At 71.5% G+C, this 22,880-nt stretch carries 25 protein-coding genes; 10 read left to right on the top strand and 15 right to left on the bottom strand.

From position 1 onward, the window contains the following. Positions 1 to 25: 25 nt before the first annotated feature. Positions 26 to 1,117 (bottom strand): S1 family peptidase, encoded by a 1,092-nt coding sequence (locus JYK18_RS30495; protein WP_206806885.1) that lies wholly within the window; start codon positions 1,115 to 1,117, stop codon positions 26 to 28. A gap of 260 nt (positions 1,118 to 1,377) precedes the next feature. Here JYK18_RS30495 and JYK18_RS30490 point away from each other — a divergent pair, with 260 nt between their 5' ends. Then, positions 1,378 to 2,271 (top strand): RNA polymerase sigma-70 factor, encoded by an 894-nt coding sequence (locus tag JYK18_RS30490; RefSeq protein ID WP_206806884.1) that lies wholly within the window; start codon positions 1,378 to 1,380, stop codon positions 2,269 to 2,271. Here the strand turns inward: JYK18_RS30490 and JYK18_RS30485 are convergent. Then, positions 2,268 to 2,858: a TIGR03086 family metal-binding protein gene (locus JYK18_RS30485; protein WP_206806883.1), complete on the bottom strand. Its 591-nt coding sequence runs from the start codon at positions 2,856 to 2,858 to the stop codon at positions 2,268 to 2,270. The two genes, JYK18_RS30490 and JYK18_RS30485, sit on opposite strands and share 4 nt — an antisense overlap. A gap of 371 nt (positions 2,859 to 3,229) precedes the next feature. Here JYK18_RS30485 and JYK18_RS30480 point away from each other — a divergent pair, with 371 nt between their 5' ends. The 5 genes from JYK18_RS30480 to JYK18_RS30460 all read left to right on the top strand — a co-directional run bounded on the left by JYK18_RS30480 (position 3,230) and on the right by JYK18_RS30460 (position 9,718). After that, a complete protein-coding gene (locus tag JYK18_RS30480; RefSeq protein WP_206806882.1) occupies positions 3,230 to 4,594 on the top strand; it encodes an MFS transporter in 1,365 nt (454 codons plus the stop codon). 170 nt (positions 4,595 to 4,764) lie between these two features. Beyond that, positions 4,765 to 5,748, top strand: a complete 984-nt coding sequence (locus JYK18_RS30475) for a LysR family transcriptional regulator (protein ID WP_206806881.1) — start codon at positions 4,765 to 4,767, stop codon at positions 5,746 to 5,748. 79 nt (positions 5,749 to 5,827) lie between these two features. Next, positions 5,828 to 7,264: a S1 family peptidase gene (locus JYK18_RS30470; RefSeq protein ID WP_206806880.1), complete on the top strand. Its 1,437-nt coding sequence runs from the start codon at positions 5,828 to 5,830 to the stop codon at positions 7,262 to 7,264. A gap of 92 nt (positions 7,265 to 7,356) precedes the next feature. Further along, positions 7,357 to 8,940: an amidase gene (locus JYK18_RS30465; protein ID WP_206806879.1), complete on the top strand. Its 1,584-nt coding sequence runs from the start codon at positions 7,357 to 7,359 to the stop codon at positions 8,938 to 8,940. A 73-nt stretch (positions 8,941 to 9,013) separates the two neighbouring features. Then, a complete protein-coding gene (locus JYK18_RS30460) occupies positions 9,014 to 9,718 on the top strand; it encodes an FHA domain-containing protein (RefSeq protein ID WP_206806878.1) in 705 nt (234 codons plus the stop codon). Here JYK18_RS30460 and JYK18_RS30455 read toward each other — a convergent pair. From JYK18_RS30455 to JYK18_RS30425, 7 genes are all read right to left on the bottom strand, one after another. After that, complete coding sequence (locus JYK18_RS30455; RefSeq protein WP_206806877.1) at positions 9,715 to 10,827, bottom strand: NAD(P)/FAD-dependent oxidoreductase; 1,113 nt, start codon at positions 10,825 to 10,827, stop codon at positions 9,715 to 9,717. The two genes, JYK18_RS30460 and JYK18_RS30455, sit on opposite strands and share 4 nt — an antisense overlap. Positions 10,828 to 10,917: 90 nt before the next feature. Then, positions 10,918 to 11,115, bottom strand: a complete 198-nt coding sequence (locus JYK18_RS30450) for a PspC domain-containing protein (RefSeq protein WP_206806876.1) — start codon at positions 11,113 to 11,115, stop codon at positions 10,918 to 10,920. A 79-nt stretch (positions 11,116 to 11,194) separates the two neighbouring features. Then, positions 11,195 to 11,662, bottom strand: a complete 468-nt coding sequence (locus tag JYK18_RS30445) for a DUF1348 family protein (RefSeq protein ID WP_206806875.1) — start codon at positions 11,660 to 11,662, stop codon at positions 11,195 to 11,197. 64 nt (positions 11,663 to 11,726) lie between these two features. Next, entirely contained in the window at positions 11,727 to 12,272 is a 546-nt protein-coding gene (locus JYK18_RS30440) for a TetR/AcrR family transcriptional regulator (protein WP_206806874.1), read from the bottom strand. Positions 12,273 to 12,288: 16 nt separating this feature from the next. Continuing rightward, entirely contained in the window at positions 12,289 to 12,657 is a 369-nt protein-coding gene (locus JYK18_RS30435) for a hypothetical protein (RefSeq protein ID WP_206806873.1), read from the bottom strand. A 111-nt stretch (positions 12,658 to 12,768) separates the two neighbouring features. Further along, positions 12,769 to 13,869, bottom strand: a complete 1,101-nt coding sequence (locus tag JYK18_RS30430; RefSeq protein WP_206806872.1) for an acyl-CoA dehydrogenase family protein — start codon at positions 13,867 to 13,869, stop codon at positions 12,769 to 12,771. A 19-nt stretch (positions 13,870 to 13,888) separates the two neighbouring features. Beyond that, entirely contained in the window at positions 13,889 to 14,689 is an 801-nt protein-coding gene (locus JYK18_RS30425) for an oxygenase MpaB family protein (protein WP_206806871.1), read from the bottom strand. A gap of 75 nt (positions 14,690 to 14,764) precedes the next feature. Between JYK18_RS30425 and JYK18_RS30420 the strand changes: the two genes are divergently transcribed. Beyond that, a complete protein-coding gene (locus JYK18_RS30420) occupies positions 14,765 to 15,370 on the top strand; it encodes a TetR/AcrR family transcriptional regulator (RefSeq protein WP_206806870.1) in 606 nt (201 codons plus the stop codon). A gap of 43 nt (positions 15,371 to 15,413) precedes the next feature. Continuing rightward, a complete protein-coding gene (locus tag JYK18_RS30415) occupies positions 15,414 to 16,226 on the top strand; it encodes a pentapeptide repeat-containing protein (protein WP_206806869.1) in 813 nt (270 codons plus the stop codon). 162 nt (positions 16,227 to 16,388) lie between these two features. Here the strand turns inward: JYK18_RS30415 and JYK18_RS30410 are convergent, their stop codons facing one another. Together JYK18_RS30410 and JYK18_RS30405 are read right to left on the bottom strand one after the other, a co-directional pair. After that, positions 16,389 to 16,694: a hypothetical protein gene (locus JYK18_RS30410; protein WP_206806868.1), complete on the bottom strand. Its 306-nt coding sequence runs from the start codon at positions 16,692 to 16,694 to the stop codon at positions 16,389 to 16,391. A gap of 3 nt (positions 16,695 to 16,697) precedes the next feature. Then, on the bottom strand, positions 16,698 to 17,939 hold the full coding sequence (locus tag JYK18_RS30405) for a phosphotransferase (protein ID WP_206806867.1): 1,242 nt from the start codon (positions 17,937 to 17,939) through the stop codon (positions 16,698 to 16,700). A gap of 102 nt (positions 17,940 to 18,041) precedes the next feature. Between JYK18_RS30405 and JYK18_RS30400 the strand changes: the two genes are divergently transcribed. Then, the gene (locus JYK18_RS30400) at positions 18,042 to 18,785 is read left to right on the top strand and encodes a hypothetical protein (RefSeq protein WP_242582237.1); all 744 of its coding nucleotides are present in this window, start codon (positions 18,042 to 18,044) and stop codon (positions 18,783 to 18,785) included. Here the strand turns inward: JYK18_RS30400 and JYK18_RS30395 are convergent. Genes JYK18_RS30395 through JYK18_RS30380 form a run of 4 tightly spaced genes read right to left on the bottom strand, consistent with a single transcriptional unit; the run spans position 18,752 to position 21,770 of the window. Continuing rightward, positions 18,752 to 19,570, bottom strand: coding sequence for a phosphotransferase family protein (locus JYK18_RS30395; protein ID WP_206806866.1), 819 nt, complete (start codon positions 19,568 to 19,570; stop codon positions 18,752 to 18,754). The two genes, JYK18_RS30400 and JYK18_RS30395, sit on opposite strands and share 34 nt — an antisense overlap. A 21-nt stretch (positions 19,571 to 19,591) precedes the next feature. After that, positions 19,592 to 20,539 (bottom strand): ABC transporter permease subunit, encoded by a 948-nt coding sequence (locus tag JYK18_RS30390; protein ID WP_206806865.1) that lies wholly within the window; start codon positions 20,537 to 20,539, stop codon positions 19,592 to 19,594. A 2-nt stretch (positions 20,540 to 20,541) separates the two neighbouring features. Further along, a complete protein-coding gene (locus JYK18_RS30385; RefSeq protein ID WP_206806864.1) occupies positions 20,542 to 21,405 on the bottom strand; it encodes an ATP-binding cassette domain-containing protein in 864 nt (287 codons plus the stop codon). Then, positions 21,402 to 21,770: a GntR family transcriptional regulator gene (locus tag JYK18_RS30380; RefSeq protein ID WP_206806863.1), complete on the bottom strand. Its 369-nt coding sequence runs from the start codon at positions 21,768 to 21,770 to the stop codon at positions 21,402 to 21,404. Before JYK18_RS30380 ends, JYK18_RS30385 begins: the two co-directional genes overlap by 4 nt. A gap of 284 nt (positions 21,771 to 22,054) precedes the next feature. On the opposite strand from JYK18_RS30380, the gene JYK18_RS30375 reads away from it, so the two are divergent. Next, positions 22,055 to 22,879 carry a L,D-transpeptidase gene (locus JYK18_RS30375; RefSeq protein ID WP_206806862.1) on the top strand — a complete coding sequence of 275 codons (825 nt, stop codon included), beginning with the start codon at positions 22,055 to 22,057 and terminating at the stop codon, positions 22,877 to 22,879. Position 22,880 lies beyond the last annotated feature (1 nt).

The following is a 22,880-nucleotide window of genomic DNA, read 5'->3' as shown; positions in this document are numbered from 1 at the left end:
CGAAAGCCACCTTCGTGTCGTGGAACTAGCCGGTGTACAGGGTCAGGCCGTAGGCGCTGAGCGCTTCGTTGACCGGCTGGAAGAAGGTCGTGCCACCGACGCTGCAGTTGCCGGAGCCACCCGAGGTCATGCCCTGGGCCTGCACGCGGGTGCCGGAACCGGGGTCGCTGACCACGGAACCGCCGGAGTCGCCGGGTTCGGCGCAGGCGCTGGTGCGGGTCAGGCCGTAGACGATGTCACCGCCGCCGTAGTTCACGGTCTGGTTGAACGCGCCCACGGTGCCGCAGCGCCAGCCGGTGGTCGAGCCGGAGCGGCAGATCCGGCTGCCCACCGGGCTGACCGAGCTACCGGCCACGGTCACGTCCGAACCGCTGGACCAGCGGTCCACCAGCGGGGTGGACACGGCCGAGGAGCTGGTCACCCGGATCACGCCGTAGTCGTTGCCGGGGAAGGAACTGCCCGACACCGAGCCGATCGCGCCACCGGTGCCGGTGACGCTGCCGCCCAGTTCGGTGCAGTGCCCGGCGGTGATGACGTACCGGGTGCCCGCGGAGTTGCGCGCGTTGAACCCGATCGAGCAGCGGCCGCCGCCGAAGTAGATGGCCTGGCCGCCGATCAGGTTCCACTTCGGATGGTTGGCCTGGGTGGTCGGCTCCACGCGCACCGCGTCCGAGCCGGCCGAGTTCGCCCAGGCGACCCCGGCGGGATCGTTGTGCAGCACCGAGACCACCACGTCGTTGGTGGTCACGTCGACGTACCAGCCGGTGACCGAGTCCGGCACCGAACTCGCTCTGTTGTCCAATGTGGAGTGCACGCCGGCCAGTTTCGCGGCGCTGTGCTTGACCACCTTCGCCACCGCGCCGGCCGAGCGGATCTCGCCGGAACGGGCGGCATCGGTGGTGCCGACGACGAACTTGCCGTTGCCGTCGAGCCAGGAGCTGGCGTAGGACTCGCCGAGGCGCTGGCTCAGCGACTGCTGCGCGGCGGCCAGCGCGGCCGGATCGGCAGTGGAGTCCAAAGTGGATGCTTCGGTGGCGGAAGCGGGGCTGGCGACGGCGGCCGCGGCTGCGGCGGAACCGATCAGCGCCAGGATGGAACGCAGGGAACGTCGACTCACGAACGGCCTCCAAGGCAGGGAAGGAAAGGGCCGGAAAAGCGACGGTGTACACCTGCCGGAGGACGCTACGGCAAGCCCAGTGCCACCGGTAGCGGCTATTTGAGCGCTCCCGACAGCGTGAAAACTACTCGTGTTCCACGTCACACTGTCACCCTCGGTGACTGAACCGACCTTCGAAGGCGGACGTAGTGGTGAATGACCCACCCCGAGTGTCGTAGTGGTGCCTGATCACCACCGGGGCCGCGTGGTTAGCTGAGGCCGTGACCGCAGGAACCCTGGAGCAGTTCGAGGCCGCGCGGCCGCGCCTGTTCTCCCTCGCCTACCGGATGCTCGGCGAGGCCGCGGAGGCCGAGGACGTGGTGCAGGAGGCCTATCTCCGCTGGGAGAAGAGCGAGCCGGTGGACACCCCGCCCGCGTGGCTCACCCGGGTCGCCACGAACCTCTGCCTCAACCGGCTCACCTCGGCCAGGGCCCGCCGCGAGCGCTACGCCGGCCCCTGGCTGCCCGAGCCGGTGATGACCGGGCCCGGCCCGTTGGAAACTGCCGAACAGCGCGACTCGCTCCGCTTCGGTGTGCTGGTCCTGCTGGAGCGGCTCACCCCACCTGAGCGCGCGGCGTTCGTGCTCCGGGAGGGCTTCGAGTACAGCCACCGCGACATCGCCGGCATCCTCGGCGTCACCGAGGCGAACGCGCGGCAGCTCTACCGGCGTGCGCGAGAACACGTCGGCGAGCCGCGCAAGCGGTTCGAGGCCTCGGCCGACGAGCAGCGCAAGGTGATCGAGCGGTTCCTCGCCGCCGCGCTGACCGGCGACCTGGCCGAACTGGAGCAGGTGCTCACCGAGGACGTGGTGTCCTGGTCCGACGGCGGCGGCAAGGTCACCGCCGGACGGCGCCCGATCACCGGCCGCGCCAAGGTGCTGCGCTTCCTGGCCGGGATCGGCCACCACCCGCGTGCCGCGGCGGCCGAGTTCGCCGTCGACGTGGTCAACGACGAGCCCGCGCTGCTCACGTTCGAGGCGGGCGAGCTGACCGCGATCTCGCTCCTCGAATGGCACGACGGCCGCATCGCCGCCCTCCGGAACGTGGTGAATCCGGACAAACTCGCCTATGCCGCCGGTCAACTGGCACAACGAGCCCGTGGAACCGGCGTCTAAGCGGGACTCCAAGCCGGATCCCGGCCGCTGAGACCGAGCAGTTTGTCCAGCGGACCGGCCTCGTCGGGTACCTCGACCGCCGGGCCGAACAGGCCGGGATCCCGCGGCTGGTCCGGCGGGGCGATCATGCGCACCAATCCGGTGGCCGCCTCGATCGACTCGGCGTCGCAGTCGAACGGCTGCCCGCTGGCCTTGGCCAGGTCCCAGCCGTGCAGGACCAGTTCGTCGAGCGCGACCTGGCCCGCGACCGCGCCCGGCAGCTCCACGCCGCCCGCCTTGGTCATACCCTCCCACGCCGCCGGTTCGCGCCACGCACCGGCCAGTTCTTCCAGCCGCGCCGGGATCCGGGTGCGCCAGTCCGCGCCGAGCCTGCCCGCCGCCGGGGCGGGCGGGGCCGCGGTCAGCGCCCCGTCCTCCTTGCGCGCGGCGGCCAGGAATCCCCGCGCCAGGCCGTCGATGTGGTCCAGCAGTATCTCGATCGAATAACTCCCGCACGGGGTCGGCGCGCCGAGCTGGTCGTCGCGCAAGCCCGCCACCAGCGCGGACAGCCGCCCGGCCGCGGGGCCGAGATCGAACACCTGCGTCATGGTCCCTCCAGTGCCCAGTGGTGCGGTCAACCCTAGCGCACCGGCTGAATACCGTTGCCACGCCGCATTTCCCGCAAAATTCCACAATGGACAGTCCGGACCGGACGACGTGATTTCCGCACCGTGCAAAGCGGATTATCGGCGGGTGAACTTGACAAGACACCTGCTCCTTGACCAAGGTCCCTTCCCAACGCTAGAGGCAGGAACGGACGGGGAGGAAGTTCGGCCAGCGAAACAGCTGGTGAGGTGCTTGAATCGACAAGCCGCACGGACACGCGAGGGCGCGGTGACGGCCATGAACAGCGTTCGACCGGTATCGGGGGCCGAACGGGGTGCGGACACTGCAATGGTGAGATTTCGGAGGATCTTTCATGGTCAGCCAGCAAGACGGTACCGCCGGCCCGGTGGCGGAACCGGATAAGAAAACACTGCGCAAGGCGATCGCCGCCTCGGCGATCGGTAACGCCACGGAGTGGTTCGACTACGGTGTCTACGCGTACACCGCGAGTTACATCGGGGACGCGTTCTTCCCCAGCGAGGACCCGACCGCCTCCACCCTGGGCACCCTGCTGGTGTTCGCCGTCTCCTTCCTGATCCGCCCGCTCGGCGGCATGGTCTGGGGCCCGCTGGGCGACCGCCTCGGCCGCCAGCGCGTGCTCGCCACCACCATCCTGCTGATGGCGGCGGCCACCTTCTGCGTCGGCCTGCTGCCCGGTTACGCCACGCTCGGCATCGCCGCGCCGATCCTGCTGATCCTGCTGCGGATGATCCAGGGCTTCTCCACCGGCGGTGAGTACGGCGGCGCGGCCACCTTCATGGCCGAGTACGCGCCGGACAAGAAGCGCGGCAAGTACGGCAGCTTCCTCGAGTTCGGCACGCTGGCCGGGTTCACCCTCGGCGCCCTGCTGGTGCTGGTGTTCGAGAAGACGCTCAGCGCCGAGGCGATGGGCGACTGGGGCTGGCGCCTGCCGTTCCTGATCGCCGCCCCGCTCGGGCTGATCGGGCTCTACCTGCGGAGCAAGCTCGAGGAGACGCCGGTCTTCCGCGAGCTGGAGAACAAGGGCGAGACCGCCAAGAAGACCAAGACGCAGCTGCGCGACCTCGGTGCCTTCTGGAAGCCGCTGGTGCTGCTGATCGGCCTGGTGGTCACGCTGAACGTGGTCAACTACACGCTGCTGGCCTACATGCCCACCTACCTGGAGGGCCAGATCAAGCTCAGCACCAGCGACTCGCTGACGCTGATCATCATCGGCCAGCTGGCGATGATGTGCCTGCTGCCGTTCGCCGGCGCGCTGTCGGACCGGCTGGGCCGCAAGACCATGTGGTGGATCTCCATCGTCGGCCTGTTCGTGCTGGCCATCCCGTTGTTCAAGCTGATGGGCACCGGTTTCGGCGCGGCGATCCTGGCCTTCGCCATTCTCGGCCTGCTCTACGTGCCGCAGCTGAGCACCATCTCGGCGATGTTCCCGGCGATGTTCCCGACGCACGTGCGCTACGCCGGGTTCGCCATCGCCTACAACGTCTCGACGGCGCTGTTCGGCGGGACCGCGCCGGTGATCAACGAGGCGCTGATCGACGCCACCGGGGACAACATCTTCCCGGCGTACTACATGATGGCGGCCTGCGTGGTCGGTGGTATCGCGCTGATCTTCACCCCGGAGACGAAGGGCGTCTCGCTCCGCGGCCGGGGCGTGCCCGGCATCGACACCCTCGCCGAGCCGGTCGGCAAGAAGTAGCACAGCCCATTGCCATGAGTGGGGCATTACTAGCGTTCAACGCAAGTAATGCCCCACTCATAGCGTTGAGGGCGGGGGCGGTTGCTCTGTTTGGCCTACGTAGGCCACGCCGTCAGAGTGCAGTAGCGGCAGGACTGTCGTCGCCCGCCCCGGGCACCTAACGTTGGCGTATGGAGCTGGAACTGCGCCATTTCCGGATCATCTGCACCGTCGCCGAAGCCGGGAGCATCACCAAGGCCGCCTCGGCGCTGGGGCTGGCGCAGCCCGCGCTCACCGCGCAGCTCCACCGCATCGAACGCACGCTCGGCGGCCCGCTCTTCGACCGCGACCGCCGGGGCGTGCGGCCCACCCAGCTCGGCGAACTCGTGCTCTCCCGCGCCCGGCTGCTGCTGCCCGCGGTGTCCACGCTCAAGGAGGAGGCCGCGCGGCTGGCCAACGCCGCCGAATCCGGTGACACCCCGGGACGGCTGCGGCTCGGCTCGGCCAACGGGCACGTGCTCGGCGGCCTGGTGCACCAGCTCAACACCAGCCTCCCGGGCCTCCGCATCACCACCCACGTCTCGTGGTCGGCGGACGAGCTCGCCGCGATGGTCGCCGAGGCCCGGCTCGACTTCACCCTGGTCGGCGTCTGCGGGGACGCCCAGCCCCCGGCGCAGCCCGGCCTCGACTGGCGCACCCTCGCCACCGATCCGGTGTTCGTCCTCCTCTCCGACGACCACCCGCTGGCCGGTGCGCAGGCGGTCGAGCTGGCCGACCTGGCCGGGGAGAACTGGGGCGCCACGCCCGGCGACGGCTGTTTCGGCGACTGCTTCGCCGCCGCCTGCGCCCGCGCCGGGTTCGCGCCGCGGTCACTCTACGAAACCGACGTGACCAGCTGCATCGATCTGGTCGAGTCCGGGGACGCGGTGGTGCTGTGCCAGCCGATGTTCCGCCGGATGCCCGGCGTGCGGGCGGTGCCGATCGCCGGGAACCCGTTGCGCTGGCGCAATCTGCTCGGCTGGCACCCGGAGGCCCCGGCGGCGGGGTTCGCCGCGCGCCTGCTCGAACTGGCCCGCGCGGCCTACCGGGACGTGACCGCGCGCAGCCCCCGCTACGCGGCTTTCCTGCGCGAGCACCCCGAGTTCGGCGTCGCGGACCCGACGCCGGTGGTATGACGTAAACGGTATCTCCCGCCGGGTGGAAGCCGAGGTTAACGTCGCTTAACCCGCCCCCTCACCCGCTAGGAGCACCACCATGGCCAGACGTCTGGTCGCCCTGCTCGGAGCCGCGGTCGCGGCCTCCGGCGTGATCACCGCGATGACGGTCACCGCCGCCGTCGCGGGCACCTCGGCCGAGGTACTCTCCGCCATGCAGCGAGACCTCGGCCTCACCGCGGGTCAAGCCGCCACGCGACTGTCCGATGAGGACCGTGCGGCGAAGACCGATCGCCTGCTGCGCAAGAAGCTCTCCCACGGCTACGGCGGCTCCTGGTACGACCCGGCCAAGGCGAAGCTGGTCGTCGCGGTGACCGGGGAGGCCGCCGCGCACACCGCGCGGGCCGACGGCGCCGAGGCGGTGGTGGTCAGCCGGACCGAGGCCCAGCTGGACGCGCTCAAGTCCCAGTTGGACAACCGCGGCAAGGCCAGCCCGCGCACGGTGGCGGGCTGGTACGTGGACGTGCCCAGCAACAAGATCGTGCTGCTGTCCCGCGGGGAGGCGCTCGGCGCGGCGCACTCCTTCGTCGCGGACAGCGGGGTGCCCGCGGACGCGGTCCGCGTGCTCGCCTCCACCGAATCCCCGCGCCCGCTGATCGACGTGGTCGGCGGCAACGCCTACTACATCGGCGCGGGCACCCGCTGCTCGATCGGCTTCTCGGTGACCGACGGCTTCGTCACCGCCGGGCACTGCGGCAACACCGGCGCCTCCACCAGCCAGCCGACCGGGCAGTTCGTCGGCTCCAGCTTCCCCGGCAACGACTACGCCTACGTCCGGGTCGCCGCGGGCAACACCCCGGTCGGCGCGGTGAACAACTACTCCGGTGGCCGGGTCGCGGTGGCGGGTTCGCAGGACGCCCCGGTGAACTCCTCGATCTGCCGGTCCGGCTCGACCACCGGCTGGCGCTGCGGCACCATCCAGGCCCGCAACTCCTCGGTCACCTACCCCCAGGGCACGGTCAGCGGGCTGATCCGCACCAGCGCCTGCGCCGAACCCGGTGACTCCGGCGGTTCGGCCATCTCCGGCAGCCAGGCCCAGGGCGTGACCTCGGGCGGTTCCGGCAACTGCAGTTCCGGTGGCACCACCTACTTCCAGCCGGTCAACGAGATCCTGCAGACCTACGGGCTGACCCTGGTCACCGACGGCGGCGGCAACCCGCCGGGCGGCTGCGACGACGCGGAGAACACCTACACCGGGAACCTGACCAGCGGCAGCAGTGCCTACCAGCCCAACGGCGGTTCGTACACCACCACCACGACCGGCGCCCACCAGGGCTGCCTGGCCGGTCCGTCCGGCACCGACTACGACCTGTACCTGCAGAAGCGCAACGGCACCACGTGGACCAACGTGGCCAGCGGCACCACCCCCGAGGCGAGCGAGACGGTGAACTACACCGGCACGGCGGGCACCTACCGCTGGCGCGTGCACGCCTACAGCGGTTCGGGCGCCTACACGCTGGGCACGACCACGCCGTAAAGCCCGCGAGGAGGCACCCCCGAGCAGCCTCCTCGCATCGGGGCCGTGGGTGGGGCGTTCCGACCGGTGGACGACCAGGGAACGCCCTACCCATGGCCTTTTCCCGTGCTCGCGCACTTGACGGCCGTGCGGCCGGGAAGGTTGGGTGCGGTGTGCGCATTCTCCGGGTGATCACGCTGTCCCTCGTGCTCGCGGTCGGTTCCGCCGTTCCGGCGCCCGCCTCGGCCGCGCTCGACCTCGACCGCAGCACGATCCCGCAGCTGCAGAAACTGATGGACCGCGGAAAGCTCAGCTCGGTCCGGCTCACCGGCCAGTACCTGGGCCGGATCCGCACCGTCGACCGCGAGGTGCGCTCGGTGCTGGCCGTCGATCCGACCGCGCTCGCGCAGGCCGCCGCCAGTGATCTGCGGCGCCGCACCGGGCACGCGCGCGGGCCGCTCGAAGGCATTCCCGTGCTGTTGAAGGACAACATCGACACCCGGGGCCAGGACACCACGGCCGGCTCCCGTGCGCTGAGCGGCAAACCACCGGTCGCGGACGCGACGCTGGTGCGGAAGCTGCGGGCGGCCGGGGCCGTGGTGCTCGGCAAGGCGAACCTGTCCGAATGGGCCAACTACCGCTCGACGAAGTCCACTTCGGGCTGGTCCGGGGTGGGCGGTCAGACGCACAACCCCTATGTGCTGGACCGGAATCCGTGTGGTTCCTCGTCCGGTTCGGGCGCGGCCGTGGCGGCTTCGCTGGCCCAGGTGGCGATCGGCACCGAGACCGACGGTTCGATCGTCTGCCCGGCCGGGGCGAACGGCGTGGTCGGCGCGAAACCGACGCTGGGGCTGGTCAGCCGCACCGGGGTGGTGCCGATCTCGGCCGAGCAGGACACCGCGGGACCGATGGCGCGCAACGTGGTGGACACCGCGCTCACGCTGTCGGTCTTGCAGGGCCGCGATCCCGCCGATCCGTCCACTTCGGACTCACTCGGTTACTCGGGTGAGCTCCGGCGGGATGCGGTGAAGGGCGCGCGGATCGGGTTGTGGCGCCAGAGCGGGATCAACGCCGACGTGGACCGCGTGGTCGAAGAGGCGGCCGGAGTCCTGCGGTCGCGCGGGGCCGAGGTGGTCGACGTCGAACTGCCCTACCAGGACCAGGTGGGCGCGGCCGAAGGCGCGGCGCTGCTCAGCGAGTTCGCCAGGGATCTGCCCGCATACCTGAAGACCCGGCCCGGGGTGCCGCAGAGCATCGCCGAACTGGTCGAGTTCAACCGGCGGGACCCGGTGGAGCTGAGCAAGTTCGGGCAGGAGCTGTTCGAGCAGGCGCTGACCGCGCCCGGCACCGACGACCCCGGCTACCGCGAGCAGCGGACGACGGCCACCTCGCTGGCGCGCAAGTCCATCGACGAAACGCTGGCCGCGCACGACCTCGACGCGATCCTCTCCCCCACCAACAGCCCGGCGTGGAAGACCGCGTACGGCTCCGGGGACGCGTTCGAACTGGGCTCGTCGACCCCGGCCGCGGTCGCGGGCTACCCGAACGTCAGCGTGCCCGCCGGGTACGCCGGGGAACTGCCGATCGGGGTCTCGCTGTTCGCCGGCCGCTGGGCCGACGCCGAGGTGCTGTCGCTGGCCGCCGCCTTCGAGCAGGCCGCTCCGGTCCGGCGGGCCCCGCGTTACCTGCCCGGCTAGCCCGGGATCGGTCCCGGACGCCCCTGCGAAACTGCCGCCGGAGTCGGGATCGGCAGGGGGTTGGGAGGCCGCGATGGCCGGAGTGCTCGCGGCCGGGCACGCGAGTTTGGCGCTGGGGGTGCCGTCGGAGCCCGGGTCGCTGCACGCACTGAGCGCGATCGGCGGCGTGACGATCGACGCGGCGGAGGACCGCGTGGTGGTGTTCGGCCGCAACCGGCCCGAGGTCGACGTGTGCGTGGGTGAGCACGACGTCCGGGTCAGCCGCCGCCAGGGCGTGCTGTCCCGACGTGACGGCCGGTGGTGCGTGCGCAACACCGGCCGGGTGGCGGTGCGGTTGCCGCGGTCGCGGCTGCTCGGGCCGGAGGAGGAGCCCGTCGCGCTGCCCGGCGGTTACACCCCGCTGTTCGTCCGCGGGGCGAACGGGCGGGAACACCTGCTGGAGCTCTACGTCGGCGGCGGCCCGGCCGGGGCGGCACCCCGGCCGTCCCGGCTGAGCGCCACCGAGCGGCTGGTGCTGGTCGCCTGCGGTTGCCGGTACCTGCTCCACGAAGCGGGCCCGCGCCCCATGCCGAAGCGGGAAGCCGCCGTCCTGCTGGCCGAACTGCGTCCGGCCGAGGCGTGGCCGGTGGCACGCGTGGAGTTCGTGCTGACCACCGTGCGGGCCCGGCTGGCCGCCGAGGGCCCGCTCGCGGAGAACGCCGACGACCACGGCCTCCTCCGCGAACTGGTCACCTCGGCCACGCTGGTGCCACCGGATCTCGCCCTGCTCACGGCCTAAGCGACCGCGGCCACCAAACCGGGACGCCGGGCGCCGAGGATCGTGCTGCGCACGACGGCTTCCTTGTAGACCGCCGCCAGCCTGCCGGTGAGCACCTTCTCGACCGGGCTGTCGTCGGCGCGGACGAACTGGATCAGGCCGTCGCGGCGGCCGAGGCTGATGCACTGGTTGAAGAACCGGAACTCCAGCGGTTTCGGCGTGCGCCCGGCCAGCCGGTCGGTGATCGCCTTGCTCGCGTAGACCGCGGCGGGAATGCCGGTAGCACAAGCCATGCGCAGTTCCTGGCCGTCCGGGCGACGGGCCGCGGCGGCGTCACCGATGCCGTAGATCTCCGGGTGCGACACCGAGCGCAGCGTCTCGTCCACCACCAGCCGACCGTTGTCCTCCACGGCGAGCCCGGCCTCGCGGGCCAGTGGTGAGACCTGGAATCCGGTGGTCCAGACGACCGTGTCGGCGGCCACGTGCTCGCCGTCGCCGAGCACCAGCCCGTCCTTTCCCACCTCGGCGATCCGCACCTCGTCGCGCACCTCGATGCCGAGCCGGGTGAAGGTGTTCCACACGTGGCGCCTGCCGCGTTCCGACAGCGCGGCGCCGAGCTTGCCGCCGGTCACCAGCCGGACCTTGAGGTGCGGGTGGGTCTCGGCCAGTTCGGTGGCCGCTTCGAGGCCGGTGAGCCCGCCGCCGGCGACCGCAACCACCTGGCTGTCGCGCAGCCGGTCCCGCAGGCGGACGGCGTCCTCGCCGCCCGCCACGGCGTGGGCGTGCTCGGCCGCGCCGGGCACCGCGCCCAGATCGGCGCGGCTGCCCAGCGCGTAGACCAGCACGTCGTAGCCGATGGGTTCGCCCGCGGCCAGTTCCACCTCGCGCCGCTGGGCGTCGATGCGGGTGACCCGGTCGACCACCAGCTGGATGCGGGTGCCCGCCAGCAGGTCCGCCAGCGGCAGGTCGCGCATCGGCTGCCCGGAGGCCAGCTGGTGCAGGCGCACCCGCTCGACGAACCGCGTGCCCGCGTTGACCAGCGTCACCTGGGCGCCGGCGCGCTTGGCGACCAACTTCGCCGCCATCAGCCCCGCGTAACCCGCGCCGAGTACCACGATCTTCGCTGCCATTTCGTTCCCCTTCCGTCGTCACCCTGAACCGGCGAACCGGCCCAGCTGTGACGACCCACCGGGGTGAACGCGGTCACACCGGCGTGGGGCTCAGTACTTGTCCTGGGGGATCAGGAGCCAGAGGGCCAGGTAGATGAGGAACTGCGGGCCCGGCAGGACGCAGGAGACCACAAAAAGGATCCGCACGGTCCGCGGCTTCCACCCCATCTTGCGGGCGATCCCGGCGCAGACACCCGCGATCACCCGGTTGTCCCTCGACCTGGCCAATGTCCTCGTCGGTGTTGTCATACCTCCACCATGCGGCCTCGGCGCGTGGTTCGCATCGGTGACACCCCCGAGAAGACCCCGATTCGTCCGCTCCGGGTAATCACAACCCCAGGTCGGACAACCCGGGGTGATCGTCGGGGCGGCGGCCGAGGGGCCAGAAGTACTTGCGGTCGGCCTCCGCGATCGGCAGCGTGTTGATCGAGGCGTGCCGCACCGCCATCAGGCCGTGGTCGTCGAACTCCCAGTTCTCGTTGCCGTAGTTCCGGCTCCAGTTCCCCGCGTCGTCGCGGCATTCGTAGGCGTAGCGCACCGCGATCCGGTTGCCGCCGAAGGCCCAGAGTTCCTTGATCAGCCGGTACTCCAGTTCCGCGGCCCACTTCCGGCGGAGCAGGGCGACCACCTCCTCACGGCCGTGCGCGAACTCGGCGCGGTTCCGCCACCGCGTGCCGGTGGTGTAGGCGAGCGAGACCCGCTCCGGGTCGCGGGTGTTCCACGCGTCCTCCGCGAGCCGGATCTTCTCGATCGCCGTCTCACGGGTGAACGGCGGCAGCGGCGGGCGGTCGGTCATGTTCCCTCCAGACGTCGGAGAACGCTCGTTCTCCGCGTGGTGGACCCTACGAGGGCGGCGACCGTCAGCGCAAGAGGGCCTCGGCGGCACGGCGGGCGTCCCGGGCGGGCGCGGGCCCCGGCTCCATGCCCGCCACCACCATCGCGCCCTCGGCCAGCAGCACCAGTTGCGCGGCGAGCTCGGCGGCCAGCCCGGCCTCGGCGGCCAGCGATTCCACGTATTCGCGGAACCGGCGTTTGTGCGACCGGGAAATCTCCGCGATCCGCGCCGAGGTGGGGCCGAGTTCACCGTAGGAATTGATGAACGCGCACCCGCGGAAATCGGGTTCGGCGAACCAGATCGCCAGCCAGTCGAACACCGCGAGCACCCGCTCCCCCGGTTCGGCGACCGCCGAGACGTGCGCCTGCAACCGCGCGCGCCAGCGTTCGTCCCGCCGGGTCAGGTACGCCTCGACCAGTTCATCCTTGGAGGCGAACAGGCGGTACAGGCGTTTGAGCGAAATCCCGGAGCGCGTGCGCACGGCGTCCATGCCGACCGCCTGGATCCCGCGCCCGTAGAACAGTTCCTCGGCGGCATCGAGGACCAGACCGGCCGCGACCTCGTCTTCCACGGGGCGCAGGCTACACCTAGATGCGTCCCGCCAGGTCCACTTCGCCCGGACCCACTCGCTCGGTGATGGTGCGCAGTTGGTCGAGCAGCGTGCCGAACTCCGGGCCGTTCTCGGAAAGCAGGCGGGCGGCCGCGGCGGTCAGCTCGTTCACGTCACCGAGCATGGCGGAAACGGCCTCGCGCTGGTCGGCGATCGAGCCCAGCACCCCGACCATGGCGACCAGCTTGTCCTTCTGCGCCAGCACGGCGTCGTTCAGCTCCTGCACCCCGGCGAGCAGCTGCCTGACTTCGGCGTCGTTCTCGGCGGCCACCGTGCCGACGCGATCCCCGGGTACCGCGGCCACGCCGAGCACGAGCACGGCAGCGGCCACTCCGCGGCTCCACATGACACGCACCCTAACAATGCGTGCCGCCCATTACCGATTCGGGGGAGAATGTGCTTTCGCCGCGGGGAAAAGCATCCGCGGTTCGTTTCCACTCATCTCCGGGAAAGTGGATCACAAACCGTAGGTCTTGCCGATGATGTCCCGCTGGATCTCGCTGGTTCCACCGTACACAGTGGACACCACGGCCGAGCGCAGCAAACCCTCCATGCCGTATTCGGTGGCGTACCCGTACCCGCCGAGCATCTGCATGCCGTCCAGCGCCATCGCCTTGGCGAACTCGGTGGCCTTCAGCTTGGCCATGGACGCCTCCCTCGGCAGGCTCTGGTCCGGGTTCGCGTCGATCTTGGCGGCCACGTCGTGCACCAGCAGCCGGGTGCACTCCAGTTCGGTGGCGTGGTCGGCGAGCCGGTGCCGCAGCGCCTGGAAGCTGCCGATCGGCTGCCCGAACTGGTGGCGCTCGCGGACGTAGGCCAGCGCGTCGTCGAAGGCGCGGCGGGCGGTGCCCAGCATCACCGCGGCCAGGATCATCCGCTCCAGGTTCAGCCCGGTCATCAGCTGCTTCCAGCCCTGGTCGACGGTGCCGACCACGGCGTCGGCGGGCAGCACCACGTCGGTCAGGTAGAGGTCGTTGACCTCCTTGCCGCCCATCGTCTCGATCCCGCGCACGGCCAGCCCGTCCACCGTCGAGGGCACCGAGAACATGGTCATGCCCGCGTGCTTGCCCTCCCCGGGCGAGGTGCGCGCGACCAGCAGGATGTGCTCGGCGAAGTGCGCGTTCGAGCACCAGGTCTTCTGCCCGTTGAGCACCCACCCGTCACCGCCGCGCTCGGCCCGGCAGCTCAGCGCGCCGACGTCGGACCCGGCCTCCGGCTCGGACATCGAGATGGACAGCACCGAGCCGCTCGCCACCGCGGGCAGGATCTCGCGCTTCTGCTCGGCCGAACCGAACTTCTCGTACGCCGCGGCGGCGATGATCGTGGTGGCGAACCCGCCGATCGGTGCCCGCCAGTACGCCGTCTCCTCCAGGAAGAGCACCAGGTCGGCCATGCCGCGGCCGGCCCCGCCGTACTCCTCCGGCAGCGCCAGGCCGAGCCAGCCGAGGTCGGCGAGCTTGCGGTAGAGCTCGTCGTCGTGCGAGACGCGCTGCTTGCGGTCCACCTCGCGACGGCAGAACTCGCCGATGGCCTTGACGAAGTCGTCCTGGTCGGTCATTTCGGGCACCTTTCGGGGTTCAGACGAGTGGGCGGCCGGCGGCGAGGCGCCGCCGCAGGTCCCACAGGCAGAGGTTGTAGGGGAACCGCCGCAGCGGCGTCGGCGAGAGCCGGACCACCACCGCGAGGGCGCGCATCAGGGCGTCGAACCGGCGCTGGTGGCGGTGGCTCCACGGCAACCGCATCTCCTCGCGGAACCGCGGCGGCAGGAACCCGGTGGTGACGAACCGGTGCAGCGGGGCGAAGGGGCGGGCGATCCCGGGCAGGAAGCGCAGCTCGACCAGGTCGGTCAGGTAGGCCCGGATGCGGTCGTCGAGCTCGACCCGGTCCAGCGACTTCTCCCAGTACTCGGCGAAGGCGGTCCGGTCGGCGGGCCAGCTCTCGCGGCGCACCTGCAGCGTGGTGCCGAAGGCGGCCGACGACTGGTAGATCGCCTCGGCGGTCTCCTCGTCCATCGGCCTGCCGAACAGCGTGTAGGTGTCCTCGAAGCCCTTGTACAGGCAGGCCGCGACCCACAGCTGGAGGTCCTCGTCGAAGGCGTTGTACTGGACCGGGCTCGCCTCGGTCGAGCGCACCTGGGCGTGCTGCCGGTTCACCCCTCGCCGGTAGGCCCGCCGCTCCTCGTCCGTGCCGAGCGCGGCCACGGCGAGGTAGGTCAGCGTGGTCCGGGTGCGCTTGACCGGGTGCTTGAACACGTTCCCGCCGTGCACCCGGCTCTCGGCCACGCCGTAGCCGACGCCGGGGCGGCTGAGCTGCATGATCACGTTCGCGGTACCGGCCAGCAAGCCGGCGCCGATCACGGCGTCGTCCAGATCGGGCATGCTCGGCTCCAATTCTGCTCACGTCCGTTCGCAGATATCAGACCGGCTGGGGACGGAACCTGTCAAGATGGGGCCATGGAGACTTCACCCCTGCGCGTCTACGGCGGGGTGGCCGGCGGGGACCGCCAGGCCGAGCGCCGGGCGCAGTTCGTCGCGGCCGGCTTCGACCTGCTCGGCACCGAGGGCACGCTGACCGTGCGTGGCGCGTGCAAGGCGGCCGGGCTCGCGGCCAGGTACTTCTACGAGAGCTTCGCCGACCGGGACGCGCTGGCCGCCGCGGTGTTCGACCACGTCGTCGCCGAGATCGCCGAGACCACGCTCGCCGCGGTGCAGAGCGCGCCCGACGACGCGCACACCAAGGTCCGGGCCGGGCTGGCCAACATCGTCCGGCTGGTCGCCGAGGACCCGCGCCGGGGCAGGCTGCTGTTCTCGCCGAAGCTCACCCTCGCGGTACTGGCCGAGCGGCGCGCGGCGTCGGCCCGCATGTTCGCCGGGTTGCTCGGCACGCAAGCCAGGGTGTTCTACGGGGCCGCCAAGGACGCCACACTGGAACTGGACACCGAATTCCTGGTCGGCGGGCTGTCGCAGACGCTGACCGCGTGGCTCGACGGCGACCTCGACTTCACCGAGGAGCAGGTGATCGCCCGCTGCACCGCGATCTTCCTCCTGGTCAGCGAGTAAACTCGGCCGGACGTCCTCGTGAGAACCCCGGCTGGAGCCCGTTTTGCCCGAGCTAGACCGCAGTGCGCTGCGGGCCGACTGCGCACAGTGCTTCGCGTTGTGCTGCGTGGCACCCGCGTTCGCGAAATCCGCTGATTTCGCCATCGACAAACCGGCCGGGCGCGCGTGCCCCAACCTGCTCGAAGACTTCCGCTGCGGGATCCACACCGAGCTGCGGCCGCGGGGTTTCCCCGGCTGCACGGTCTACGACTGCTTCGGCGCGGGTCAGAAGGTCGCGCAGCTCACCTACGGCGGGCGCGACTGGCGCCGGGCCCCGGAAACCGCGAAGGAGATGTTCGAGGTCTTCCCGGTTATGCGGCACCTGCACGAGTTGCTCTACTACCTGACCGAAGCGCTCGCCCTGCCGCAGGCGAAGAAGGTCCACAGTGGATTGCACGAGATCCGCGAGCGGATCGACCTGCGTACCGGGGAAAATCCGGAAACGCTGCTGGAAACCGACGTCGCCGGGTTGCGCGAAGAGGCGAACGTGCTGCTGTCGCGGGCCAGTGAACTCGCCCGTGCTTCGGTGGCGGGCAAGAAGAAGAACCACCGCGGCGCCGACCTCATCGGCGCGCGGCTGAAGAACGCCAAGCTGGCCGGGGCCAACCTGCGGGGCGCCTACCTGATCGGGGCCGATCTGCGCGGCGCGGACCTGCGGCTCGCCGACGTGATCGGTGCCGACTTCCGCGACGCGGACCTGCGTGGCGCCGAGCTCACCGAAGCCGTGTTCCTCATCCAGTCCCAAGTGGACTCGGCCAGGGGCGACGGCAGCACGGGGCTGCCGCCGTCGCTGGCCGCGCCCGCCCACTGGGGGTGACCGGGGCGGTCGTCGAGGGGAGGAGACACCCCGGTCACCGGTCTCAGTGGGCTACGGGTCGCCCGGGTGCTGTGAATGTGGCTTTCACTGCGGATTCCGCTGTGAAAGCCACATTCACAGCATCGCCCCGGAGGGGCCTCCCGCGATCGGCGGAGTCGCGGGTCAGTTGGGGCTGTCGGCGGTGTCCGCGGTGTTCGCCGTGTCGGGGGCCTGGTTCTGCTGGGCCACGTCGTCCGGCGAGTCCGCGGCGGAATCGGCCGAGTCCACCGGCGAGGCGGCGGGCGAGTCGGCGGACTCCGGCGACTGGTCCACCGCGGCCGGGGCCGCACCCGCCCCGTCGACCTGCTGCACCACCGGCGCGGGCTGCGGGTCGTTGAGCGAGGTGCCCCCGTCGGCGGCGGCCACCGCGGTGCCGAACCCGGCCAGCGCGATGGTCGCCCCGGCGATGATCCACGGTCGCTTGTTCATCGATCACTCCTTCTCTGTGCTGACAAGATCCACGATGCCGCCCGAAGATGAAGCCAGGGCCGCCCCGCGGGTGAAGGACTTTTCATCCAGCAGCCCCCGCGCGAGCGCGAGCCGCCTGCCGGTCTGTTCCCGCCAGCCCGGTTCCTGCACGCGATGCGGCCCGGTGGCCAGCGAAAGCACCACGGCCGCCGCACGACCGGCCAGCGCGGCCGGGTCGAGGTCCGCGGTGAACCGCTCCTCCAGCGCGGTGCCGACGGCCAGAATCGAGGCCGCGCGGTCCGGCCGGAGCTGCGCGAGCACGGCGAGGTGGCCGAGCAGGCAACCGGCGTCGTCGAGCCGTTCCCCGCGGCCGGCGCCGTCGATGTCGAGCAGGCCGGTCACCCGGCCGTCCCGCACCATCAGCTGGTTCTCGTACAGATCGCCGTGCACCGGCACGTCCGGCCCTTGTGGACGGTCGTGGTCCACCGACCGCGCGATTTCCCTGGCCGCACCGGCGAATTCCGGGGCGGCCGCGGCGATCACCTCGGCGTAGTGCCCGGCTTTCTGCCCCCAGGTGCGGCGGCGCTCACCGGTCGCCAGCTCCGGCGGCAGACCGTCCAAAGCGGACACCACGCTGCCGGCGTCCAGTGCGACGGACTCCTCGTTGAGCAGCGCCTGCCGCAGCGTCCGCCCCGGCAACCCCGCCAGCAGCACCAGTCCGTCGTCGGTCCAGCCGAGCGACTGCGGCACCGCGGCCGAAGCCGCCAGCCGGTGCCGTTCGTGCAGGTCGCGGGCCCGCGCCGGGCGCACCACCTTGACGAAGACCTGGCGCCGGTCGGGTGTGGTCACCTCGATCACCGCCCGCCGCCGCGGCCGGTACGACCGCACGCGCAACCGGACCTCGCCGTCGCAGCGGAGTCCGGCGCCCTCGACCAGCCGCCGCATGCTCACCGCGTCGAACGCCGTGGGCAGCGCGGGGAGTTCGGGGTCGAACGGGAACCGCCAGACACCGATGTCGGTCACCCCGTCGCTCAACCGGACCACCCCGTCGGGCAGCGGGCCGGAGCACGCGCCGAAGGTCTCGCCGGTCTCGGTCCCGTCACCCCAGCGCACGCGCGCGGTGTAGCCGACCGTGGTCCGGCCGCGGGGCTGGTGGTCGACCTGCGTGGCGGACCAGCGCAGCAGCGTGCCGCCCGCCTCGCCGACCACCGCGGTCAGCATCTCGCCCGCCGGTTCCCCGGTGAGCAGGCTCAGCTCGGTACTCACCCCGTCCACCGTCCTGACCTCGCATGACGGCCCGGTGAGCGGCGGATGAGAGAACTTTCATCCAGGGCCGGTCCGGCCCCCGCCCTGGCTAATCTGCCCGTTGTGTCCAGAGCCGAGACGACCGTGCAGTTCCGGCGGGTCCGCTTCCGCCGGGCGGGCTGGGTGGTGCTCGCGATCACCGTCGCCCTGAACGTGGCGAGCATGGCGGTGCCCGCGCTGATCGACCACCCGCTGACCAACGACCGCGGTGAGGTGCAGCTCTACCTGGACGTCTTCGTCGAGGGCAACCTGCCGACCTGGTGGAGCACCGGGCTCCTGGTCACCGCGACCGTCGCGCATCTGGTGGTCGGGCTGCTCGCCCGCGCCAGGGGCCCGCGCGGGGCGTGGGCGTGGTTCGGCAGCGCGCTCATGCTCGGCGCGCTCTCCCTCGACGACCACACGCAGCTGCACGAACGCCTCGACCGCATCGGCAGGCAACTGGTCACCTACGACGACGGTTTCCCGTTCTACTGGCTGCTTCCCGGCATCGTCGCCGGCGCGGTGGTGGCCACCGCGCTGCTGCTGCTCGCCGGGCGGCTGCGCGGGGCCGCGCGCTGGTGCATGGTCGGCGGCTGCGCGCTCCTGCTCGCCGCGGCGCTGGGCGGGGAAGCGTTGCAGGGTCTGCTGATCGCCGCCGGCGAGAGCGGGCCGCTGTACGTGCTCACCTACCACGCCGAGGAACTGGGCGAGAACCTCGGCGTGCTGCTGATGCTGGCCGCGGCCGCGCGCTCGGTGATCGTCACGCGGCATTCGCACGGCTTCGACGTGGAGGCCTACGGGGTTTCGAGTGCGTCGAGCAGGGCGTGACCCTGCCGCGCGAACTTCGGCAGGTCGCGGGCGAGCGCGTAGACCAGCACCCCGGTCGCGGTGTGCAGCCGGACCAGCGACATCGCCTCGGGCCACGGGTACACCGGTCCGGCGTGCCGGTGGTACCCGCGGAGGAAGTCCTCGCGCACGGCCGGTTCGGAGAGCGGGAACGCCGCCAGTTCCCCGAAATCGAGCAGCGGGTGCCCGTACCCGGCGTCCTCCCAGTCGAACCACCAGATGGCGCCGTCGTCGTCCACGCCGAAGTTCTTCCAGTGCACGTCCCCGTGCAGCAGTACCGGTTCCCCGGTCAGCTCGACGCCGTCGAAGGCCGTCAGCACCTTGCGCACCCTGGCCGCGGCGTCCGCGTCGATCCGGTCCAGTACGGACAGCCGGTGCTCGATCTCGGTGCGCAGCTCCAACGGTTCCAGCTGCGCGCCGAGATCGAGCCCGGCCGAGGCCCGGTGCAGGCGGCCGAGCATCTCCCCCGCCGTCTCGACCGCCTCGGGCGTCGGGTCGAAGGGCGCCAGCTCGACCCATTCGTAGGACAGCCACCAGCGATCGGGCCCCAGTTCCCCGTGCCCGAGCAACCGCGGCGTGCGCGGCACCAGCTCTTCGGCGAGCGGCGCGGCCTGGATCGCGTGGCGGTGGCACACCGGGTTGTCCAGGACCTTGACGAAGATCCCGTCCGCCCGGAAGTGCTGGTTGTGGAACTCCCCCGGCCGCCGCCAGGCGGTGACCGGCACGCCGAGCGCGCGTTCCAGCTCCCGCTGGCCGGCAATGGTCATGCCGATCACCCAACCACGCCCCTAGGCTCGGCGCATCACCCGCCACAGCACCGCGAAGAGCACCGCGGCCAGCACAGCGAAGATGCCGACCTCGATGAACTGGAGCGCCGGCACCCTGGTCACCGGCTGGTAGTCGACGAAGCTGCCCACGATCCCGTTTTCGATCATGCAGGTCCGGGGCGCCTCGGGCGGACCGGGCGGCAGGTTGAGGCACACCTGCGGGAAGTCGACCCCCTCCCCGGAGGTGGTCAGGTAACCGGAGGTGATCCAGAGGTCGTCCGGCTGCGTCGGGCGGCCGTCCCCCGAACCGAACGGCGTGGCCTCCCGGACGGCGGGCAGGTAATGCAGGCGCCAGGGGATCAGCGCGAACCGGACCACCGCGTAGATCCCCAGCGTCAGTGCCATCGACAGCACCGTGCGGCGGGTGAGCGCGCTCAGCACGAGCCCGAGTGCGAACCCGAACAGCACGTACGCGGCCTGGAGCGCCGGTGAAGCCTCGAAGTTCGCCGCGAACCCCGGCCCGAAGTCGAACCCTTGCTCGTTGTAGCGGCCGGCCACCACCCCGCCGGTGACGCCGACCGCCACCGCGAGCACCACCGCCACCGGCACCAGCAGCGCGAGCTTGCCCGCGAGCCAGCGTCGCGGGGACACGTCCTGGCTCCACGCCAGCAGGTTCGTCCGCCGCTCGTACTCCAGCGAAATCAGCGCCCAGAAGACCGCGATGAACACCCCGAACCCCTGTTCCGCCAGCAGGATCCAGCGCGCGGGGTCGGCGTCGGTGTCGGCGAAGACGGGCAGCAACGGCGTGCCCCGCGCCGCGGTCGTCGACAACGCGAAGGCGATGGCCGCCAGCGTCAGCAGGATCGAGGTGAGCAGCAGCGCGCGGTGCTGCCGCCAGGTGAGCCGGAGCAGATCGGGCCAGGGGACCCGGCTTCTCGAAGTCGCGCTCCGCCCGGTGGTGACGGTCATCTTCACTCCACCCGGCGCGCCAGCCGCGCCAGCACCAGTTCTTCGACGTTCACCGGCCGCACGGTCCACGGCTCGGCGCTCCCACGCGGCGCGCCGCCGGGTAGTTCGACCAGGAAGCTCGACTGCCGGGTGTGGTGGGCGGCCTCGAGCACGACGCCCGGTCCCGGCGGGGCGTCCGCGCGCGGACCGGTGTAGCGGACGTGCCGGGCGAGCAGGTCGTCCAGTTCCCCGGCGAGCACCAGCCGCCCCACGCTGAGCAGCAGCAGGTGGTCGGCCACCCCGCTGAGTTCGCCGACCACGTGCGTGGACAGCACCACGGTCATCCCGGTCGCCGCCACCCCGACCAGCAGTTCGGCCATCATCTCGCGGCGCACCACCGGGTCCAGTTCGGACAGCGGCTCGTCGAGCAGCAGCACGTCCGGCCGCGACCCCAGCGCCACCGCGAAGGCAACCTGCGAGCGCTCCCCGCCGGACAACCGGCCGCACGGGCGGTCCAGCGGCACGCGGAACCGGTCGAGCCAGCTCCGCGCCCGGTCCTGGTCCCAGACCAGGTTCAGCCGGGCGCCCACGGCGAGCATGTCCAGCGCGGTCAGGTGCCGGTACACCGGCTTGTCCTGCGCCACGAACGAGGCGCGGCCGGTGACCACGACCTTGCCGGTGCCGGCCTGCCGCAGGCCCGCGAGCACGGTGAGCAGGGTGGTCTTGCCCGCCCCGTTCGCGCCGACGAGCGCGGCCACCTTGCCGGCGGGCAGCTCGAAGGAGCAGTCCCGCAACGCGTGGGTGACCCTGCCCCGCCCGCCGCGGAAGTCCTTCCCCAGCCGGTCCACCTCGATCGCGGTGCCCGTCCGGTCCACCACTGCGCTCATGCGCCCTCCTTCTTGTCCTCGGCGAGTGCCGCCCGCACCAGTGCGTCCACGTCCTCGTCCTCCAGTCCGGCCGCCCGCGCCGCCGTCACCCATTCGGTGAGCCGGTCCCGCAGACCGGCCAGCACCTCGGGATCGGCGGAGCCGAGTGAGGCGCGGACGAAGGTGCCCGAGCCCTGCCGGGCCTCCACCAGCCCCGCGTGCTCGAGTTCGCGGTACGCCTTGAGCACGGTGTTGGCGTTGACCCCGCTGCTGGCGACCACGTCCCGCACCGTGGGCAGCCGGTCGCCCGGCCGCAGCCAGCCGAGCCGCAGCGCCTCCCTGACCTGGCGCACCAGCTGCAGGTACGCCGGGAGCACTTCGGCCACCGCCTGTGATCGGCCCGGCCCGGCGGCCGCCGCGTTCTCTCCTAAATGGACGCAGGAACAGATACGCAGAGTGTGTTTTCCGGCGGCGTTACGGAAATTGTTTTCCCGCCCCGATCGAGTGAACCCGAGCAGCCCGCGCGACCTGGGAAAACAACGGGAAACCGCAGGCAGGCGCGATTCGAATACCGATCGTGCGCATTGATTCACGCACTGCCGTGGTGTTAGCAATGGCCGTCCCGGATTCGCATCCCGTTGCGGATGACTCTGCGCAAGGACAGGCCCTGATGACCGATCTGCAGACCTCCTGCGGTGGCGCACGCCCTCGTGCGGTGCTCGCGCTCATCGCACTGGTGCTGGTGGTGCTGCCGCTGTCCGGCTGCGGCACCACCGGGGACGAGGGTGGCGGGGCCGCCGCCCCCGCGGCCCCGCCACCGCCGTCCCCCGAAGCGCTGGCCGCGCTGCCCGAAGCGAACACCTTCGGCGAACTGGCCACCGCGCCCGCCGACCCGTCCCCGACCATTCCCACCGGCGGCGAGGTGCTGCACCCCAAGGCGGACGCGGTGGTCTACCGCGCGCCCGGCGCGGAACCGATCGCCCGGCTGCCCCAGACCCAGATCGGCTCGCCGACCTGGGTGCCGGTGATCGCCCGGCAGGGCGACTGGGCGCAGGTGCTGCTGCCCGCCCGCCCCAACGGCGCCACCGGCTGGCTGCACGCCACGCCGGAGGCGGTCGAATCGGCGCACAACGACTTCCAGGTCACCGTGGACCTGGAGGAGTTCCGGCTGGAGATCCTCGAAGCGGGCAGGCCGACCGGCTCGTGGACGGTCGGCATCGGCAAGCCGGAGCACCCCACGCCCACCGGCCGCGCGTTCATCCTGGCCTCGATCCAGGAGAGCGTGAACACCTACAGCCCGATCGTGCTGCCGCTGAGCAGCCATTCCGATTCGCACGAGACCTTCGGCGGCGGGCCCGGCACGGTCGGCCTGCACACCTGGCCGGACGACAGCTTCGTCGGCAAGGCCACCAGCGACGGGTGCGTCCGGGTCACCCGCGAGGCGCTGGACCGCCTCGTGGAGTTGCCGCTCGGCACCGTCGTGCTGATTTCCTGAT

The sequence above is a fragment of the Amycolatopsis sp. 195334CR genome, from assembly GCF_017309385.1.
Classification (GTDB): Bacteria; Actinomycetota; Actinomycetes; order Mycobacteriales; family Pseudonocardiaceae; genus Amycolatopsis.
The sequence above is the reverse complement of the archived record's forward strand: the minus strand, read 5'-3'. Positions and strand labels throughout refer to the sequence as shown.

Bases quoted from the DNA above. Each gene is read 5' to 3' on its own strand.
- JYK18_RS30470 (WP_206806880.1), top strand. From the start codon at position 5,828: ATGGCCAGACGTCTGGTCGCCCTGCTCGGAGCCGCGGTCGCGGCCTCC.
- JYK18_RS30465 (WP_206806879.1), top strand. From the start codon at position 7,357: ATGGCCTTTTCCCGTGCTCGCGCACTTGACGGCCGTGCGGCCGGGAAG.
- JYK18_RS30390 (WP_206806865.1), bottom strand. From the start codon at position 20,539: ATGACCGTCACCACCGGGCGGAGCGCGACTTCGAGAAGCCGGGTCCCC.
- JYK18_RS30425 (WP_206806871.1), bottom strand. From the start codon at position 14,689: ATGCCCGATCTGGACGACGCCGTGATCGGCGCCGGCTTGCTGGCCGGT.
- JYK18_RS30455 (WP_206806877.1), bottom strand. From the start codon at position 10,827: ATGGCAGCGAAGATCGTGGTACTCGGCGCGGGTTACGCGGGGCTGATG.
- JYK18_RS30395 (WP_206806866.1), bottom strand. From the start codon at position 19,570: ATGACCATTGCCGGCCAGCGGGAGCTGGAACGCGCGCTCGGCGTGCCG.
- JYK18_RS30445 (WP_206806875.1), bottom strand. From the start codon at position 11,662: ATGACCGACCGCCCGCCGCTGCCGCCGTTCACCCGTGAGACGGCGATC.
- JYK18_RS30385 (WP_206806864.1), bottom strand. From the start codon at position 21,405: ATGAGCGCAGTGGTGGACCGGACGGGCACCGCGATCGAGGTGGACCGG.
- JYK18_RS30460 (WP_206806878.1), top strand. From the start codon at position 9,014: ATGGCCGGAGTGCTCGCGGCCGGGCACGCGAGTTTGGCGCTGGGGGTG.
- JYK18_RS30375 (WP_206806862.1), top strand. From the start codon at position 22,055: ATGACCGATCTGCAGACCTCCTGCGGTGGCGCACGCCCTCGTGCGGTG.
- JYK18_RS30410 (WP_206806868.1), bottom strand. From the start codon at position 16,694: ATGAACAAGCGACCGTGGATCATCGCCGGGGCGACCATCGCGCTGGCC.
- JYK18_RS30475 (WP_206806881.1), top strand. From the start codon at position 4,765: ATGGAGCTGGAACTGCGCCATTTCCGGATCATCTGCACCGTCGCCGAA.
- JYK18_RS30485 (WP_206806883.1), bottom strand. From the start codon at position 2,858: ATGACGCAGGTGTTCGATCTCGGCCCCGCGGCCGGGCGGCTGTCCGCG.
- JYK18_RS30450 (WP_206806876.1), bottom strand. From the start codon at position 11,115: ATGACAACACCGACGAGGACATTGGCCAGGTCGAGGGACAACCGGGTG.
- JYK18_RS30435 (WP_206806873.1), bottom strand. From the start codon at position 12,657: ATGTGGAGCCGCGGAGTGGCCGCTGCCGTGCTCGTGCTCGGCGTGGCC.
- JYK18_RS30430 (WP_206806872.1), bottom strand. From the start codon at position 13,869: ATGACCGACCAGGACGACTTCGTCAAGGCCATCGGCGAGTTCTGCCGT.
- JYK18_RS30480 (WP_206806882.1), top strand. From the start codon at position 3,230: ATGGTCAGCCAGCAAGACGGTACCGCCGGCCCGGTGGCGGAACCGGAT.
- JYK18_RS30420 (WP_206806870.1), top strand. From the start codon at position 14,765: ATGGAGACTTCACCCCTGCGCGTCTACGGCGGGGTGGCCGGCGGGGAC.